Annotated in this window: 16 protein-coding genes and 1 riboswitch; of the genes, 12 read left to right on the forward strand and 4 right to left on the reverse strand. The window is 62.7% G+C overall.

Annotation, left to right across the window (positions count from 1 at the left end; genetic code table 11):
- Positions 1 to 189: 189 nt before the first annotated feature.
- Positions 190 to 708, forward strand: coding sequence for a sigma-70 family RNA polymerase sigma factor (locus D0550_RS19085; protein WP_116810792.1), 519 nt, complete (start codon positions 190 to 192; stop codon positions 706 to 708).
- A complete protein-coding gene (locus D0550_RS19090; protein ID WP_116810793.1) occupies positions 705 to 1,376 on the forward strand; it encodes a DUF3379 family protein in 672 nt (223 codons plus the stop codon). Before D0550_RS19085 ends, D0550_RS19090 begins: the two co-directional genes overlap by 4 nt.
- A 52-nt stretch (positions 1,377 to 1,428) precedes the next feature.
- Here the strand turns inward: D0550_RS19090 and bufA2 are convergent, their stop codons facing one another.
- On the reverse strand, positions 1,429 to 1,680 hold the full coding sequence (bufA2, locus tag D0550_RS19095) for a BufA2 family periplasmic bufferin-type metallophore (protein WP_116810794.1): 252 nt from the start codon (positions 1,678 to 1,680) through the stop codon (positions 1,429 to 1,431).
- Between the two features lie 174 nt (positions 1,681 to 1,854).
- Here bufA2 and D0550_RS19100 point away from each other — a divergent pair, with 174 nt between their 5' ends.
- The 9 genes from D0550_RS19100 to D0550_RS19140 all read left to right on the forward strand — a co-directional run bounded on the left by D0550_RS19100 (position 1,855) and on the right by D0550_RS19140 (position 11,351).
- Entirely contained in the window at positions 1,855 to 2,328 is a 474-nt protein-coding gene (locus D0550_RS19100; protein ID WP_116810795.1) for a DoxX family protein, read from the forward strand.
- A gap of 21 nt (positions 2,329 to 2,349) precedes the next feature.
- A riboswitch (cobalamin riboswitch) is annotated at positions 2,350 to 2,550 on the forward strand.
- 214 nt (positions 2,551 to 2,764) lie between these two features.
- Complete coding sequence (locus D0550_RS19105) at positions 2,765 to 4,621, forward strand: TonB-dependent receptor plug domain-containing protein (protein ID WP_161965927.1); 1,857 nt, start codon at positions 2,765 to 2,767, stop codon at positions 4,619 to 4,621.
- A complete protein-coding gene (cobD, locus tag D0550_RS19110) occupies positions 4,621 to 5,661 on the forward strand; it encodes a threonine-phosphate decarboxylase CobD (protein WP_116810797.1) in 1,041 nt (346 codons plus the stop codon). The genes D0550_RS19105 and cobD overlap by 1 nt, the downstream gene beginning before the upstream one ends.
- Positions 5,658 to 6,287, forward strand: a complete 630-nt coding sequence (cobO, locus tag D0550_RS19115) for a cob(I)yrinic acid a,c-diamide adenosyltransferase (RefSeq protein ID WP_116810798.1) — start codon at positions 5,658 to 5,660, stop codon at positions 6,285 to 6,287. Before cobD ends, cobO begins: the two co-directional genes overlap by 4 nt.
- Complete coding sequence (locus D0550_RS19120) at positions 6,284 to 7,150, forward strand: ABC transporter substrate-binding protein (protein WP_206606400.1); 867 nt, start codon at positions 6,284 to 6,286, stop codon at positions 7,148 to 7,150. The genes cobO and D0550_RS19120 overlap by 4 nt, the downstream gene beginning before the upstream one ends.
- A complete protein-coding gene (locus D0550_RS19125) occupies positions 7,147 to 8,124 on the forward strand; it encodes a FecCD family ABC transporter permease (RefSeq protein ID WP_206606401.1) in 978 nt (325 codons plus the stop codon). Before D0550_RS19120 ends, D0550_RS19125 begins: the two co-directional genes overlap by 4 nt.
- On the forward strand, positions 8,121 to 8,915 hold the full coding sequence (locus D0550_RS19130; RefSeq protein ID WP_116810800.1) for an ABC transporter ATP-binding protein: 795 nt from the start codon (positions 8,121 to 8,123) through the stop codon (positions 8,913 to 8,915). Before D0550_RS19125 ends, D0550_RS19130 begins: the two co-directional genes overlap by 4 nt.
- Positions 8,916 to 8,919: 4 nt before the next feature.
- Positions 8,920 to 9,876, forward strand: coding sequence for an adenosylcobinamide-phosphate synthase CbiB (gene cbiB / locus D0550_RS19135; protein WP_116810801.1), 957 nt, complete (start codon positions 8,920 to 8,922; stop codon positions 9,874 to 9,876).
- On the forward strand, positions 9,876 to 11,351 hold the full coding sequence (locus D0550_RS19140; protein ID WP_116810802.1) for a cobyric acid synthase: 1,476 nt from the start codon (positions 9,876 to 9,878) through the stop codon (positions 11,349 to 11,351). Before cbiB ends, D0550_RS19140 begins: the two co-directional genes overlap by 1 nt.
- On the opposite strand, the gene D0550_RS19145 is transcribed toward D0550_RS19140, so the two are convergent.
- The gene (locus D0550_RS19145) at positions 11,348 to 12,043 is read right to left on the reverse strand and encodes a nucleotidyl transferase AbiEii/AbiGii toxin family protein (protein ID WP_161965928.1); all 696 of its coding nucleotides are present in this window, start codon (positions 12,041 to 12,043) and stop codon (positions 11,348 to 11,350) included. The two genes, D0550_RS19140 and D0550_RS19145, sit on opposite strands and share 4 nt — an antisense overlap.
- Positions 12,030 to 12,575, reverse strand: coding sequence for a MarR family transcriptional regulator (locus tag D0550_RS19150; RefSeq protein ID WP_206606402.1), 546 nt, complete (start codon positions 12,573 to 12,575; stop codon positions 12,030 to 12,032). The genes D0550_RS19145 and D0550_RS19150 overlap by 14 nt, the downstream gene beginning before the upstream one ends.
- Before the next feature lie 264 nt (positions 12,576 to 12,839).
- Between D0550_RS19150 and D0550_RS19155 the strand changes: the two genes are divergently transcribed.
- Positions 12,840 to 13,412: a cob(I)yrinic acid a,c-diamide adenosyltransferase gene (locus tag D0550_RS19155; RefSeq protein ID WP_116810804.1), complete on the forward strand. Its 573-nt coding sequence runs from the start codon at positions 12,840 to 12,842 to the stop codon at positions 13,410 to 13,412.
- On the opposite strand, the gene D0550_RS19160 is transcribed toward D0550_RS19155, so the two are convergent.
- Positions 13,390 to 15,036 (reverse strand): hypothetical protein, encoded by a 1,647-nt coding sequence (locus D0550_RS19160; RefSeq protein WP_116810805.1) that lies wholly within the window; start codon positions 15,034 to 15,036, stop codon positions 13,390 to 13,392. The two genes, D0550_RS19155 and D0550_RS19160, sit on opposite strands and share 23 nt — an antisense overlap.
- Between the last annotated feature and the right edge of the window lie 12 nt (positions 15,037 to 15,048).

Here is a 15,048-nt window from a genome sequence, read left to right on the forward strand (position 1 = left end):
GCAGCGTCAGATGTGTATAAGAGACAGGTCGTCGCGCACGGCGGGTCGTTGCGAGTCTTGCGGTGCTTGATCCTGGGACAACCGGTCGAGGAGCGCTGGTCCTGGTCGCTGAACTGGGGCGAGCACGCCCGCTTCGAGCTCGCCTGAAACTGCCGCGCAATAAAAACCCGCGTTCCCGGTCTACTCCCGATGAACGATGCTGACAGTGCTCGTGAGCGCGGGCGCTTCGAGGCGCTGTGCATGCCGTTTCGGGCCGACGTGTTTCGGTTCGTGTACTGGCTTTGCCGAGATCGGGCTCTAGCGGAGGACGTGGTGCAGGAGACGCTGTTGCGGGCGTGGCGATCGCTGGATTCGCTCGGCGAAGAAAAGTCGGCGCGGCCGTGGCTGCTGACCATTGCACGTCGCGAGCTGGCGAGAGTGTTCGAGCGCAAGCGGCTGCCCATCGTGGATCTCGATGTGGCCAACGAAGCCGAGCCTGAATCGCTGGCCGTCAACGACCAGCACGAAGTCGAAGACATGCGACGCGCGATTCTGAAACTGGACGTGATTCATCGTGAGCCGCTGGTGCTGCAGGTGTTGCTGGGCTATTCCACCGAGGAAATCGCTCAACACCTGGACATCAGTGTGGCGGCAGTGCTGACTCGTCTGTTTCGCGCTCGACAAGTATTGCGTCAGCAGCTGTTGGGCGCGGAGAGTGCGCGGCCATGAACTGCGAAGAACTGCGCACGATAGTTGGGGCCGAGCCGAATACGACCCAACCGGAAGTCCTCGAGCACATGGCAGGCTGCGCGGAATGCACGCGCTATCGCGAGGAACTGCAGGCGATGGATCGATTGATCTATCGCGCACTCGCCGTCGATGCACCGGCTGAAAAGAAAGCCTCGTACTCGAATCAGAAACAAAGCACGACTCGCGTGTGGCGCATGGCTGCGAGCGTGCTCATCACGGTGCTCGTCGGCACCATGGCCTTGTGGCTGCTGACGCCGAGAGAAAGCATCGCCGCCGAAGCCATTGCCCACGTGCAGCATGAGCAATTCTCTCTCGTGCGCACCTCGAAAACTGTCGATGAGCAGCGGTTGGAAAAGGTTCTCGCAGCGTCGCGGCTGCGACTGAAACCGGGCGCGGCGCAAGTTTCATACGCGGAAAGATGCCCGTTCCGAGGTCAAAGCGTTCCACATCTGGTAGTGCAGACGGAACAGGGCCCGGTAACTGCGCTGGTCGTGACGCACGTTCCGACGCAACAGCGCGAACATATCGATGAAGATGGATTTCAGGGCGACATCGTTCCGGCACCGCGCGGAGTGATCGTCGTGCTGGGACAGAATGTCCCGGTGGATGCGGTGGTAAAGACGCTGTTGAGCGCGCTGGAATACTGAGCCGACTGAAGCATCCGGCGGGCCCAAGCTGGCGGGCCCGCCGGTATCGCGATTATTTCTTCAACTTCGCCTTGGCAGCATCGCAATCGGCCTTGCTCAACATCAGGTAGCCGTGGCCCTTGCACGTGTTCTGGCCCGCGCAGGCATTGGTGGCCGTGCTGCAGGCCGAAGTCCCTTTGCACGAATTGACGCCTTCGCATTTCACCTTGGCTTCATCCGCCGCATTCGCGGTGGTGGCGACGGTGCTGAATAGCATTGCCGCGGCGGCGGCCATGGCGGCGCGAGTGGCTTTCTGGGTGCTCATGTTCTCTCCTGATCGGATTTCCCTAGCGGGTATGAAACGGATCGTCATCGATGCCGCGAACAGCATCTTGCCCACAAGACCGGCCCAAAGGCCACCGCATTACAGACCCAGGCCAGTAATAAGCAGCGCTTCAGACCGGTCCTGTCCCGCAACAACGACAATCGGGAGCTGAATATGTTGAGCACCGCCTTGATGGACCCGAAGGGCTCCCTGCCCCGTCTGCTCGACTGCCTGCAAGCACCGTTCGCCCTTGCCTCCCGGATTTATGTGAGTTGGGTGTTCCTGAAGAGCGGCTATCTCAAGATCTCCGACTGGGACAGCACGCTCGCATTGTTCGAGTACGAGTATCGCGTGCCGCTGCTGTCCCCGCACCTGGCGGCAATCGTCGGCACCGCCGGCGAGCTGGTGTTTCCGACGCTGTTGATCCTCGGTCTATTCGGCCGGATCAGCGCGCTCGGGCTGCAGGCCGTCAATGTGCTGGCGGTAGTCTCATATGCGCACGTGCTGCTCCAGGACGGCTTCGCGGCCGCGATCGGTCAGCATTATTTGTGGGGTTATATTCTGCTGGTCCTGACCGTCTACGGGCCCGGGGCATGGTCGCTGGACCACCAACTGCGTGGGCGACGCAAGAATTTGCCGGACACTTGACGATTGCCGGCGCGGACCTCATCCTCGCGCCGCGCGACAAGTTCCCCGTCCAGGGGATTCAAAGGGAACTCGGGTGTGAAACCCGGGCTGCCCCCGCAACTGTAAGTGGTTCGCCGCGCGTCAAAAACCACTGGCGTAAGCCCACGGAACTGGGTGCGCTGGGAAGGTGACGCGAGGACTTCAGCCATCAGCCAGGAGACCTGCTTGCCGCCGTCGTCCATCGATCGGCCGGGGTGTGCCGAGAGAACGGGAATTTCCCTGTAGAGGCGACCGGTGCATGGGTCGCGACGCATTTGTGAGTTGCAGCCCGTGCGGTTTGTGACTTACAGCGGAGCCTTCTGTGACTACCATGCCCCTTTGCCGGCCCACTACCCGGGTCCCGTCTCGCCTTCTTTCCATATCCGTTGCATTGCTGCTGCATCCGGCGCTTGCTGCAATGGCCGCCGATGCCAGCGATGGCATCGAAGATGTCATCGTCAGCGCCAATCGCATCGCGCAGGAAACATCGCGCATCGGCGATTCCGTCACGGTGATCACGGCGAAGGAGCAGCGCCGCAGCCAGAAAACCGCGGTCTCCGACCTGCTTGCGACGACGCCGGGCATCAGCGTGGCGCGCACGGGCGGCTTCGGCGGCACCACGACGCTGCGCATTCGAGGCGCGCAAAGCCATCAAACCATGGTGCTCATCGACGGCGTCAAGCTCAACGATCCCTCCTCGGCGAGCGGTGAGTTCAACTTTGCGGATCTCATCACCACCGACTTTGCACAGATCGAAGTGTTGCGCGGCTCTCAGTCCACGCTTTGGGGCAGCCAGGCCATTGGCGGCGTAGTAAACATCGTGACGCCGGTACCCGAAGGCCCGCTGTCCGGGACCGTGTCCGCCGAGGGCGGCACTCACAACACCGCGATCGTGCGCGGCAACGTTCAAGCGGGCGGTGACCGCCTCGCCTGGCGCGTCGGCGGCAATTACATGACTACCGACGGCATCTCTTCGTACTCGCGTTACCAAGGCGGTCGCGAGGCCGACGGCTATCGGAATGTCGGCTTCAACGCGCGCGGCATTCTGCGCATCACCGACAACGTTTCCGCCGAACTGCGCACGACATGGAGCGAAGGCCGTACGGAGTTCGACGGGTTCCTCGTCGACTCACCCGAATACGGCACCACCGAAGAATTGACCACTTACGGGGGCGTGAAAATCAACGCCTTCGGTGGCCGCTTCGAGAACCGCATCGGCTTTGCGTACACCGACACGGACCGCAAGAACACCGACCCCTCCTCATCGGTGCGCACGACTTTCGATGCCGATGGCCGCAACGAGCGTTGGGAATATCAAGGCACGCTGCGAATCACCGAGCGCCTGAGCACGATCGTCGGCCTCGAGTCGGAACGTTCCAAGCTGAGTTCTGTGTCGCCGGCGACGTGGGATCCGAATCCCACCCCGCTGACCGGCGACGTGCAGATCAACAGCGCCTACGCGCAGGTCAACGTGACGCCGATCGATGCGTTGTCGTTGAGCGCTGGCATCCGCTATGACGATCACGACACGTTTGGCAGTCACACGACGACGCGCGCGTCGGCCGCATGGTCCGTCACTCCGTCCACGATCTTGCGTGCCAGCTATGGCGAAGGCTTCAAAGCGCCAACGCTGTATCAGTTGTACAGCCAGTACGGCAATCTGAATCTCGACGCCGAAGAGGCCGAAAGCTGGGATGCCGGCATCGAGCAGCATTTCTTCGGCAAGCGGCTGGTGGTATCCGCGACCTACTTCAATCGCGACACCACGAACATGATCGACTTCGTCTCCTGCTGGTCCGCGCCCTTCCCGCCGGGCTGTGGGACGCGGCCCGACGGTTATTACGACAACTTCGCGCAAACCAACGCCAAGGGCGTCGAGTTGGGGGCAGTGGCACGCCTGACCGAACAGCTGTCGCTTGCTGTGAACTACACCAATATGGACGCGAAGAGCACAGCGCGCGGCACGGCAAACTTCGGCCGTACGCTGCCGCGTCGCCCGGATGAGATCGCCAACGCGCAGCTGAGCTATGAGTGGCCGGTCGGCCTGACGACCACGGTCGCCGTTCAGCACGCCAGCCGCGCGTTCGACACCATCTCCAACGCCGCCGTGCTCGATAGCTACACGCTGTGCGACTTCCGCGCCTCGTACGCAGTGAGCGATTCGTTGGAAGTGTACGGCCGCGTCGAGAACGCGTTTGACGAGAAGTACGAGACCGCGAAAAACTACGGCACGCTCGGCCGCACGTTCTACGCCGGTTTGCGGCAGACCTTCTGATGAACAGTGGCGCCGACATCGCAGCCGGACGCTTCGCACATCACGGTGGCCGGCTGTGTGTCGCGCGCACGTTGTTTCCTGATGTGCCGCAGCCGTGGATCGACTTATCCACCGGCATCAATCCTTCGTCATATCCGGCGCCGCGAGCTTCGGCTCGCGAGCGCAATCGGTTGCCGGAACCGACCGAGCTGGCAAAGCTCGAAGTCGTGGCCGCGATGGCATTTGGCATAGACGATCCAGCGCGAGTGGTTGCGACTGGCGGAACGGAAAATGCGCTGCGACTGGTGCCGTATCTGTTGAAAACCGCAGCCGCAGCGATTGCAGGGCCGACGTATGGATCGCACGCCGATGCGTGGCTCCGCGCCGGCGTACGAACCGAGATCGTTGCCGACTCGGATCTCGACAGCCGCGCGGCGGGCAGCGTCGCGATGACTGTGGTCAATCCCAACAATCCGGATGGACGTCTGTTGAGCCAGGATCGACTGCAAACGCTGCACGATTCTTTGCAGGCGAATGCCGGCGTACTGATCGTCGACGAGGCTTTCGGCGAGCTCGAGCCACAACACAGCGTCGCCAGCCTGGCCGGAACCAACCGCGCGCCGCGCATGATCGTGTTGCGCTCGTTTGGAAAGTTCTATGGCCTGGCGGGCGTGCGCCTCGGATTCGTGATCGCCTCGCCCGCCATCGCCACTCAACTGCGTCGGTTACTCGGTGATTGGCCGGTTTCCGCAGACGCATTACGAGCAGGACTCGCCGCCTACGCCGATGAGGCTTGGGCTGAGAAAACCCGCGCGCGATTGCATCGAGCGGCGCAGCGACTCGACAAGTTGCTCACTGGCGCCGGCATGACCATCGTCGGCGGCACCTCACTTTATCGACTGGCTCGTGCCCCCAACGCGCGTGCCAGATTCACACAACTCATCTCGCACGGCATTCTTGCCCGGCCGTTCGACTACGACAGCACGCTGCTGCGGTTCGGCCTGCCACTCGCTGCTAACGACTGGCGCCGCCTTGCCGATGCGCTGAAGATGCAACCATGAGCACACCGACCGACGGCCTTTCCGAAGCCGAGAAAGACCACCTGCACGCCGAAGAAATGAAGCTGCGCCAGGCCGAGCGCCGCGCCGAACGCGCGACCAAGAAAGAGCGCGGCGGCCTGCTGATGATTCTCACCGGCCCCGGCAAAGGCAAATCCTCCAGCGCTTTCGGCATGGTGGCCCGCGCACTTGGCTGGGACATGCGCATTGGCATCGTGCAGTTCATCAAAGGCAAGTGGCAGACCGGCGAGAAACATTTCTTCCGCCGCTTTCCCGACCTGGTGACCTTCGATGTGATGGGAGAAGGCTTCACCTGGGACGTGCAGGACCGCCAGCGCGATATCGCCGCCGCTCAGAAGGCGTGGCAGCGCAGCTGCGAGCTGATCGTCGATCCCGACTATGACTTCGTGCTGCTCGACGAGCTGAACATCGCCATTCGCAATGACTACGTCAGCATCGACGAGGTCGTCGCGTTCCTGAAGAATCGGCCGCGCGACAAGCACATCTGCATCACTGGCCGCGACGCACGGCCGCAGCTGTTGGAAATCGCCGATCTCGTCACCGAGATGACGTTGATCAAACATCCATACGATGCCGGCTTCAAACCGCAGCGCGGAGTGGAGTTTTGAAACTCTGGCTCGCGCCGTTGCTCGCCGCCCTGTGGCTCACGCCCGGCGCGCAGGCCGAGGAATCGTCGCCGCACCCGATGCGCATCGTTTCACTCAACATGTGCGTCGACAGCATCTTGATCGAACTGGTCTCTCACGATCGGATCGCGGCGCTGAGTCACTACGCGCGCGATCCGCAGCGTTCGACGATCGCGGACGCCGCGCGTCACCTGCCGATTACTTACGAAACCGCCGAGGAAGTCGTCGCGCTTCGGCCGGACCTGGTGCTCACCAGCCGTCATTCGGCTATCGCTACTCGCAACGCTCTGAAGCGGGTCGGCATTCGATTCGAGCTGTTCGGTGTGCCGAACAGCGTTGAGCAGAGCCTGGCGCAAGTAAGACAGGTTGCAAAGCTGCTCGGCGCGCAGCCCGAGGGCGAAGCACTGGTGGCGCGCATTCAGGCGGCGCTCGACGCTGCTCGCTTGCCTCCGAACGAGCAACCCTTGACGGCTGCGGTTTATCAGCCCGGCGGCTTGTCCGCGGGCGCAAACTCTGTCGTCGGTGAATTGATGGAGCTCACTGGACTGCACAACATCGCCGCGCGTTACGGCGTCGAGCAGTATCGTCCGCTGCCGCTGGAAGTACTGGTCTCATCGCCGCCCGACGTTCTGCTGGTTGGTGAGACTTCGCCCGGCGCGCCCATGCAAGAAGAAAAAATCGTGCGCCATCGCGCACTACGAGCTTTGGAATCTCAAATGACACAAGCCGTGTTTCCAGCGCGCCTTTTGTATTGCGCCGGACCGACCATGGTTCCCGCGGTCGCCGCGCTGGTGCAGGCCCGTGAAGAAGCATTGGCCGCGAAACGGGCCAGGAGCGCGCAGTGACCTCACGTCGGTGGGCCATGCCCGCGTTGTTGGCGCTCGTGGTCGTGCTCGCGATCCTGTCGGTCGCGGTCGGACGCGTGACGCTGACTTGGGATATGTGGAAAGCGCAGGACGCCGTCAGTCGCGCGATCCTGATCGAACTGCGACTGCCGCGCGCCATTCTGGGTGTATTGGTCGGCGCGTCGCTCGGTCTGGCAGGCGCGGCGATGCAAGGCTATTTGCGCAACGCGCTCGCCGAGCCGGGAACTTTGGGCGTGTCGGCGATGGCGGCCCTCGGTGCGGTGCTCAGCATCTTCTTCAACATCGCGGGCCTGCATCCGTGGGTGCTGCCGATCTGCGGCGTGATCGGCGGCATGACAGCCATGGCTGCGTTGTTTGTTTTGTCCGGCGCGGCCGCCAGCGTGCTGACGCTCGTGCTGTCCGGGATCATTCTCAGCTCGCTCGCGATCGCTGGTATTTCGCTGGTATTGTCGCTGTCGCCCAGCCCCTGGGCGGCCGGTGAGATCGTACGCTGGATGCTGGGCGGGCTCACTGATCGAAGTTTCGATGAACTGACGATTGCCGCGCCGTTGATCATCATCGGCTGCATCGCTGTGCTCGGCTGTCGTCGCGCGCTCGATGCGCTGACGCTCGGCGAGACCGGCGCGCGCTCGCTCGGCATCGATCTGAATCGGGCGCAATGGCAGCTCGCGTTCGGCATTGGCCTGATCGTTGGCGGCGGCACCGCTGTCACGGGCGTCATCGGCTTCGTCGGCCTGATCGTGCCGCATCTGATGCGTCCGCTGGTTGGCTCGCGTCCAGGCGCGTTGCTGGTTCCCAGCGCCATCGCCGGCGCGGCCCTGGTGCTCGCTGGAGACATTGCCGTGCGGCTGCTTCCCGGCGGCTCGGAGCTCCAGCTCGGTGTAGTGATGTCACTGATCGGCGCCCCCTTCTTCTTCGTGCTGTTGCACTCCATGCGGCGCAAGCTCACATGACCCGGCCCGCTAGCAACCTGCAGATCAGCGGATTACAGTTTCGGCGTGGTAGCCGCGTCATCCTAGATGGCATCGATCTGCACCTGCAGTCGGGCGCCGTCACCGCGGTGCTCGGTCCGAATGGCGCTGGCAAATCCACCTTGTTGTCGTGCATCGCCGGCTTGCTTAGTCCGGAGCGCGGCTCGATCGAGCTGGATGGAGCATCACTGCACTCACTGGCTGCCATGCAACGTGCCCGTCGCATCGCTTTTCTGCCCCAGACTCCCGAGATCGCGTGGTCGATCGACGTGCAGACCCTGGTCGGGCTCGGCCGCATTCCGTTTCATGGGGTCTGCAGCGACGAGGAAGATCGCGCCGCTGTCGCACACGCCATGACTAGAACCGAAGTCGCCCAATGGGCCGACCGCACAGTGACCACACTATCGGGCGGCGAGCGCGCACGCGTGCTGCTGGCTCGAGTGCTGGCGGGCGAATCGGATTGGATTCTGGCGGACGAGCCGTTCACTGGACTCGATCCGTCCCATCAATTCGAAGCGGCCGAGCTGTTGCGAGCAATGGCGGTCCAGGGCGGTGGCGTGGTGCTGACCATTCACGATCTCACGCTGGCCGCGAGAATTGCCGATCGCGTCATCATCATCGACGCTGGCCGCATCGTTGCGGATGGCACGCCCCAAGACGCGCTGACGCCGCAGATTCTGCGCGACGTCTATAACATCGATGCGCAATGGCTCAACGGCGCGAATGGCACGTCACCGACGATCGCCATTCACGGGCGCGCGACCCGGGGCTAGCGATATGTTCTCCCCCTGGCTGCTGGTCGCTGCGCTGATTGTCGAAGCCTGCGTCGGCTACCCACACGCCGTCTATCGTGCGATTCGTCATCCGGTTGTTTGGATTGGCATCGCCATCGATGCGCTGGAACGTCGCTGGAATCGACCCGAGCTGGGCGATGGCGTACGCCGAGGCTTGGGCATTCTCACGGTCGTACTGGTCGCAGGCGGCTGCGCTGTCATTGGTTACATCGTGCAGACGCTGGCCGGCAATGTTTCTTTCGGCGCGGCGCTGATCGTCTTGGTCGCGAGCACTGGCCTCGCGCAACATAGCTTGTACACGCATGTTCGCGCTGTGCTGCACCCACTGGAGACGGGCAATCTGGTTGCCGCGCGCCGGGAAGTTGGACAGATCGTTGGTCGCGATACCGCAGCGCTGAATGAATCCGGCGTCGCTGGCGCCGCGCTGGAGAGCCTCGCAGAAAGTTTCAATGACGGCATCGTCGCGCCCGCCTTCTGGCTGTTCGTCGGCGGCCTGCCCGGGTTGTTTGCATATAAGGCGCTGAACACAGCCGACAGCTTGATCGGCCATCGCGAGCCACGCTGGCGAATGTTTGGTTGGGCGGCTGCACGCGCCGACGACGTCGCGAATCTCATCCCTGCTCGACTTGCTGGCGCCCTGCTCGCAATCGCTGGCGGCGGCGGATTGCTCGTCATGTGGCGCGACGCGCCGAAACATGCATCACCCAATGCAGGCTGGCCCGAGGCCGCCATGGCAGGTGCGTTGCGCATTCGGCTCGGCGGCCCGACGGCTTACGACGGCGTCATGCATGAACGACCGGTCTTCGGTGCAGGCTCATCGCCGACGGTTGATGATCTCAAGCGCGGGCTGCGCATCTATGTGATTGCTTGTGGCCTGCTCTGGCTTACTGCTGCCGCGGGGGCCTTCGCGATGTCGCAGTGGTTGGGAACGAACGGCTGATGGCTGCGATCATGATCCAGGGTTGCGGATCGGACGTCGGCAAGTCGTTGCTCGTGGCCGGCCTGTGCCGTCTGTTCGCGAATCGCGGCCTGATCGTGCGGCCGTTCAAGCCGCAAAACATGTCGAACAATGCGGCGGTCACCCCCGACGGCGGCGAGATCGGCCGCTCGACGGCACTGCAGGCGCTCGCCTGCCGGACGCCGCCAACCGTCGATATGAATCCCGTGCTGCTGAAGCCGCAGAGTGATGTTGGCTCGCAGCTGATCGTTCGTGGGCGTCGGCAAGGCGTGATGCAGGCGAGTGCGCACGGGCGAGACAAACGCGAGCTGTTGCAGATCGCGGTCGAGAGTTTCCGTCGACTCCAGCAAGAGTCGCAACTCGTGATCGTCGAAGGCGCCGGCAGCCCGGCGGAAACGAATCTTCGCACGCACGACATTGCGAACATGGGATTTGCACATGCGGCTGATGTACCGGTCGTGCTGGTCGGCGACATCGATCGCGGGCATGTGATTGCCTCTTTGGTGGGGGCGCATGCTGTGCTCGACGAGGCGGATCGCGCTCGCATCCGAGGCTTCATCATCAACAAATTTCGGGGCGATGCGAGCTTGTTCGACGAGGGGCTGCGCACGATCGAAGACCGCACCGGATGGCAGCGACTCGGCGTCGTACCCTGGTTGCATCAGGCCGGCGCGCTGCCTGCGGAAGATGCCATGCAGTTGGATCAGTCGGGGGTGGCGCCCGCCGCTGCCGGCCAAGGCCGCATTCGCATCGTCATCCCTCGACTGCCTCATATCGCGAACTTCGATGATTTCGATCCGCTGCGCGCCGAGCCGGGCGTCGAGTTGCTGTTCATTCCGCCGGGGCAGCCTTTGCCGCTCGATGCGACGTTGATCATCCTTCCCGGCAGCAAGGCCACCATCGCCGATCTCGAATTCTTCCGCTCGCAAGGCTGGGATATCGACCTGCTCGCGCACGTTCGCCGCGGCGGCCGCGTGCTCGGCATCTGCGCCGGCTATCAAATGCTCGGCAATGTCGTGCTCGACCCGGAGCGCATCGAAGGCCACCAAGATTCCGCCCGCGGCCTCGGCCTGCTCGATATCACCACGACCATGACCGGCGACAAACAACTCCGCGCCATCACTGGCACGGACGCCGTGACCGGCTCCGCTGTGAGCGGCTACGAAATGCACCTCGGCCTCTCCACCGGCCCCGCGACCGCCCATCCCTTCATCTGCTTCGACAACGGCACCACTGACGGCGCACTCTCCCCCGACACCCGCATCCTCGGCTGCCACATCCACGGCCTGTTCCACTCTCCCGCGTTTCGCTCGGCGTTCCTCGCACGCCTCGGCGCTCAATCCAACAATGAGGATTACGCGCATCGGGTAGAACAATCCCTCGATACGATCGCCAGCCAACTGGAGCAATCGTTGGACATTGAAAAGCTCGCGGGAATCGCGAGACGGGCGATCTAGCCAGCGATCGTCTGGATTCGCTCATGAACCAATTGAGCGCGATCCACCTGGTCATCGCCAGAAGCAATCAGCCCTGGCAGGTAATCGGCAAACAGCGGCGTCGCTAACAGATCCCTACAGCGCCGCGCCAGATACTCACGCAACTCGCCGGGACTCGCGGCTATCTCGTTCAGCAATCCGGGCCTGCCATCGATGACGTTAACGATGTCTTCCAAATCGTGACTCGCCAGCAGATCGCTGGCGCCACGATCGGCATGCGCCTCGAATTTCGTGGCCACGAAAACTGGTGCTGCAATCAAACGGATGTATTCGCCATCTGGCAGCCTGAATGGTGTTGCGCTGCTCACAGCGAGCGGATACCAGCGATTGGAGAAGCCCAGAATGCCTGGATCAGCGGGCATTACATCGACTTCGAGGCCTCGATAGCGCCAGCGACAGATCGGGGCTTCAGCAGCCATGTCACGTTTGAAGCCGAGCCTGGACAACTCCTTTTCAATCCCGTGGTATGCAGACAGCGCGGCAACCGATACTACGAGGTCCACGTCCAACGTAGCTCGCACGGGCGCAGCGGCCTGATCCGTTATGAGCAGGCCGACTGCGCAACCTCCGACGAACACAACTTGTTCGCGCAACGGTCCGAGTGCATGAGCAACTAATTGCAACTTAGCAACATTGGGATCACGCGCTGCCACCGAAATATTTCTCCAACAGCTTCTGCGCCGCCGCTCGCTCGCGCGCTTGGCCGGAACGGTATGCATCGAACAGCGAGAGCACGGCATACAAGTCCGTATCTCGCGGAGCCGCTTCGGGAATGGTGGGATAGAGCGGTGCCAAGCTCACGCCGCGGGCCTTTCCATTCCTATGAGCCCAAACCGGGATCGGGTCGGTGGACGGAGCGATGACGCTCTTTAGCGGCTCCGCTGCATAAGCAGTGGGAACACCGCGACCCACTCGGCCAAGCACTGCAGGGAAAGCGTACTTGGCACCTCCCAGAACAAACTCCTTCAGCTGGGGCCTAAGTATTGCCGGCTGTCCATCACGGATGACCGCCAAGCCCGCAAGCACGGCCCGCTTCAAAGACGCGTGAACTGCTGATGCCGCCAAGCCGGTGCGCTCCGCGAGGCGGGCGTAGGTGGGATGACGTTCAGAGCTGGTGAGCAGCGCCAGCAGGACGTACAGATCCTGGGGTTTCAACACCAGCTGCTGAGTGCTCCGTCGCGCCATATTCTTGATTCTTGAATTGAGAATGCCGGCCTTCGTCGGGACCCTATCAGCCCTGCGGGCCGAGTCAATATTCTCAATTCAAGAATTAAGAATACGCTCACACCAATTTTCAATAAGTAATTGAAAACACGCGATAATCTCTAATGTCGCGTCGGCCGGATAATTTCGCATTTCGACAAATTTTTGGCTGCGCGGCGAAGCCATTCGACATTCCCGCCCGATCCGGGCAAGGTTAGCGCTTTCGATCACACTGACGAGCAAGCCATGGGCCACCGCCTCTCGAAGATCTACACACGCACCGGCGACGACGGCACGACCGGATTGGGTGACGGTTCCCGCGTGGAGAAGACGCATGCGCGCATCGAGGCCTACGGGACGGTGGATGAGGCGAACAGTGCGATCGGGATGATCCTGGCCGTTCCGAACCTGCCTGCCGACGTGGCGGCTGCGCTGACACAAATTCAGCACGAGCTGTTCGATCTGGGCGGCGAGCTGGCGGTGCCGGGGTATCGGGTGATTACGACCGCGCATATCGATGCGCTGGAGGACACGCTGGATAAGTTCAACGAGCCGCTGCCGCCGTTGAAGGAATTCATTCTGCCCGGCGGCGGCCCTGCAGCCGCTACCTGCCATCTTGCACGGGCCATCACCAGGCGGGCGGAGCGCTGCTCGTGGGCGGCGTCGAAGCAGGAAGAAATTGCGCCGGAAGTGACGCGTTATTTGAATCGTCTATCCGATCTGCTCTTCGTGATCGCACGCGTACTCGCGCGGCATGAGAACGGGCAGGAAGTGCTTTGGAAAAAGACCGTGCCGGTCAATTCAAAGCCAGCACGCTGATCAAATCGTCCTTGGGCGTGAGCCGGAGCGTGATTTCCTGCTCCAGCTCGCGCGACACCACCAAGGTGGCCTCGAAGCGATTGACCATCACGGGCTTCACCGTCGCACCGCCCGGCCGGTGGGTCAGCATGAAGCTGTGATATGCGCCGGCGTGAGTCGCCGCGAACTGCACGAGGATGTTGATGCCCTCGCCCTCGCCCTCGTCATTGATGCGCTCATCGCAAATGACCAGGAACGCCTGATCGGCCGGCACTGCAGCGAACGCGCCCGCGCTGCGCAACTCGCTCAAGAAATTGGAGATCTGTCGCGATACGCGCATCCAAGTACCGGCGGCGTTGGGCAAGCCCGCACACCACCGCGTACCGCGCTCGATGGCATTGATGACGAACAGCGAAAAACGCCGCTGTGCCAGATAAGACCAATCTGAAGACGCGCTCGCGCCGCACGCCAGCGTCCGCAGGGCGGGCCATTCGCGATCGGGATTGCGCACCGACTGCAGCACATTGACGCCCATCGCGGCCAGCAGCCAACGATCCGAGCTGTTGACCTCTTTCGCCAGCTTGGCACTGGACCGCAACATCGGCTCGGGCTCGCGCTCCGACACCGCCGCCGCGACCGCCTCACCCGAACGCGACAGCAATCCGGCGACCGCGCCGCCATTGCCAAAGACCTCGGTGCGCCCCCGCAGCCGATCCATCGCCGAGATCCGCGGGAAAAACATCAGCGCGTTGTCACTACGGAAGTCGAGCGCCTTGAGCGAACGAATCGCTTCGGGCGCACTTTCCCAGGACGACGGCGGATCGACGATCAGCATGGCCCGCTTGTCCCGGCAAAACCGGGTCGCGACCAGCAACGCGCTCACGCCCACATCGATGACGCGTGCGAGCGGCGGGATATAGACGAACGCCAGATCGTCGACGCTTTCCAACGCAAACAATCCCGTGCCCCGGGCGGCCGAGCCGATCACGTCATAGTCCGTAATGGGCTTGCCATCATCGCCATCGGGACTGGAGCTCACATAGCCCACCGGCAGATTCGTGCCCGGCATGAGCGTGCGATCGGGCCGGGTCAGCGGCACATTGCCGCGCACCCGCATCAGGTCCGATTCCAACAACACCGAAACGATGAAACGCGGCGACTGCGGATCTACCGACAGGCCGCGGAACGTTTCCTGTTCCTCGACCCGCTCCGAGCCCGGCGAGCGCACCCGTTGAATGACCAGATTGAAGCTGTGTTCGTCGCTGTTATCGACGTGGTCGTAATCGACCGAGGCTCGCAGGAACTCACGGGTTCCGGGCGCCTGGGCTTCCAGACGCAACGTTTCGCGACCGCATTTCAAAGACAGGGTGGCGGGCGCGGCGCCGTTCGCGACCCGAACGATGACCGCCTGGCGACCGCCCTGTTCGAAGAAATGCTCGACTGCGTAGGACAGTGGGCTCGGCTGCCACAAGCCGCCGAAGTGCTGTTGAAAGTCGGCGAAGCTGCGGACGATGATGGGTTGATGCAGCGGGCCGCGAAGAGTACGACCGACGAATGCGGTCAGTTGCGCACTGGCGCGCGCAATCGGCTGATCCGCACTCGACGTTGCCGTGAACTGGATACCAGCGAGCGTTTGCTCCCGCACCGTACCTCCCCA

Source organism: Steroidobacter cummioxidans (assembly GCF_003104955.1).

Bases quoted from the DNA above. Each gene is read 5' to 3' on its own strand.
- D0550_RS19140 (WP_116810802.1), top strand. From the start codon at position 9,876: ATGGCTGCGATCATGATCCAGGGTTGCGGATCGGACGTCGGCAAGTCG.
- bufA2 (WP_116810794.1), bottom strand. From the start codon at position 1,680: ATGAGCACCCAGAAAGCCACTCGCGCCGCCATGGCCGCCGCCGCGGCA.
- cbiB (WP_116810801.1), top strand. From the start codon at position 8,920: ATGTTCTCCCCCTGGCTGCTGGTCGCTGCGCTGATTGTCGAAGCCTGC.
- D0550_RS19105 (WP_161965927.1), top strand. From the start codon at position 2,765: ATGGCCGCCGATGCCAGCGATGGCATCGAAGATGTCATCGTCAGCGCC.
- cobD (WP_116810797.1), top strand. From the start codon at position 4,621: ATGAACAGTGGCGCCGACATCGCAGCCGGACGCTTCGCACATCACGGT.
- D0550_RS19130 (WP_116810800.1), top strand. From the start codon at position 8,121: ATGACCCGGCCCGCTAGCAACCTGCAGATCAGCGGATTACAGTTTCGG.
- D0550_RS19155 (WP_116810804.1), top strand. From the start codon at position 12,840: ATGGGCCACCGCCTCTCGAAGATCTACACACGCACCGGCGACGACGGC.
- D0550_RS19100 (WP_116810795.1), top strand. From the start codon at position 1,855: ATGTTGAGCACCGCCTTGATGGACCCGAAGGGCTCCCTGCCCCGTCTG.
- D0550_RS19085 (WP_116810792.1), top strand. From the start codon at position 190: ATGAACGATGCTGACAGTGCTCGTGAGCGCGGGCGCTTCGAGGCGCTG.
- D0550_RS19090 (WP_116810793.1), top strand. From the start codon at position 705: ATGAACTGCGAAGAACTGCGCACGATAGTTGGGGCCGAGCCGAATACG.
- cobO (WP_116810798.1), top strand. From the start codon at position 5,658: ATGAGCACACCGACCGACGGCCTTTCCGAAGCCGAGAAAGACCACCTG.
- D0550_RS19150 (WP_206606402.1), bottom strand. From the start codon at position 12,575: ATGGCGCGACGGAGCACTCAGCAGCTGGTGTTGAAACCCCAGGATCTG.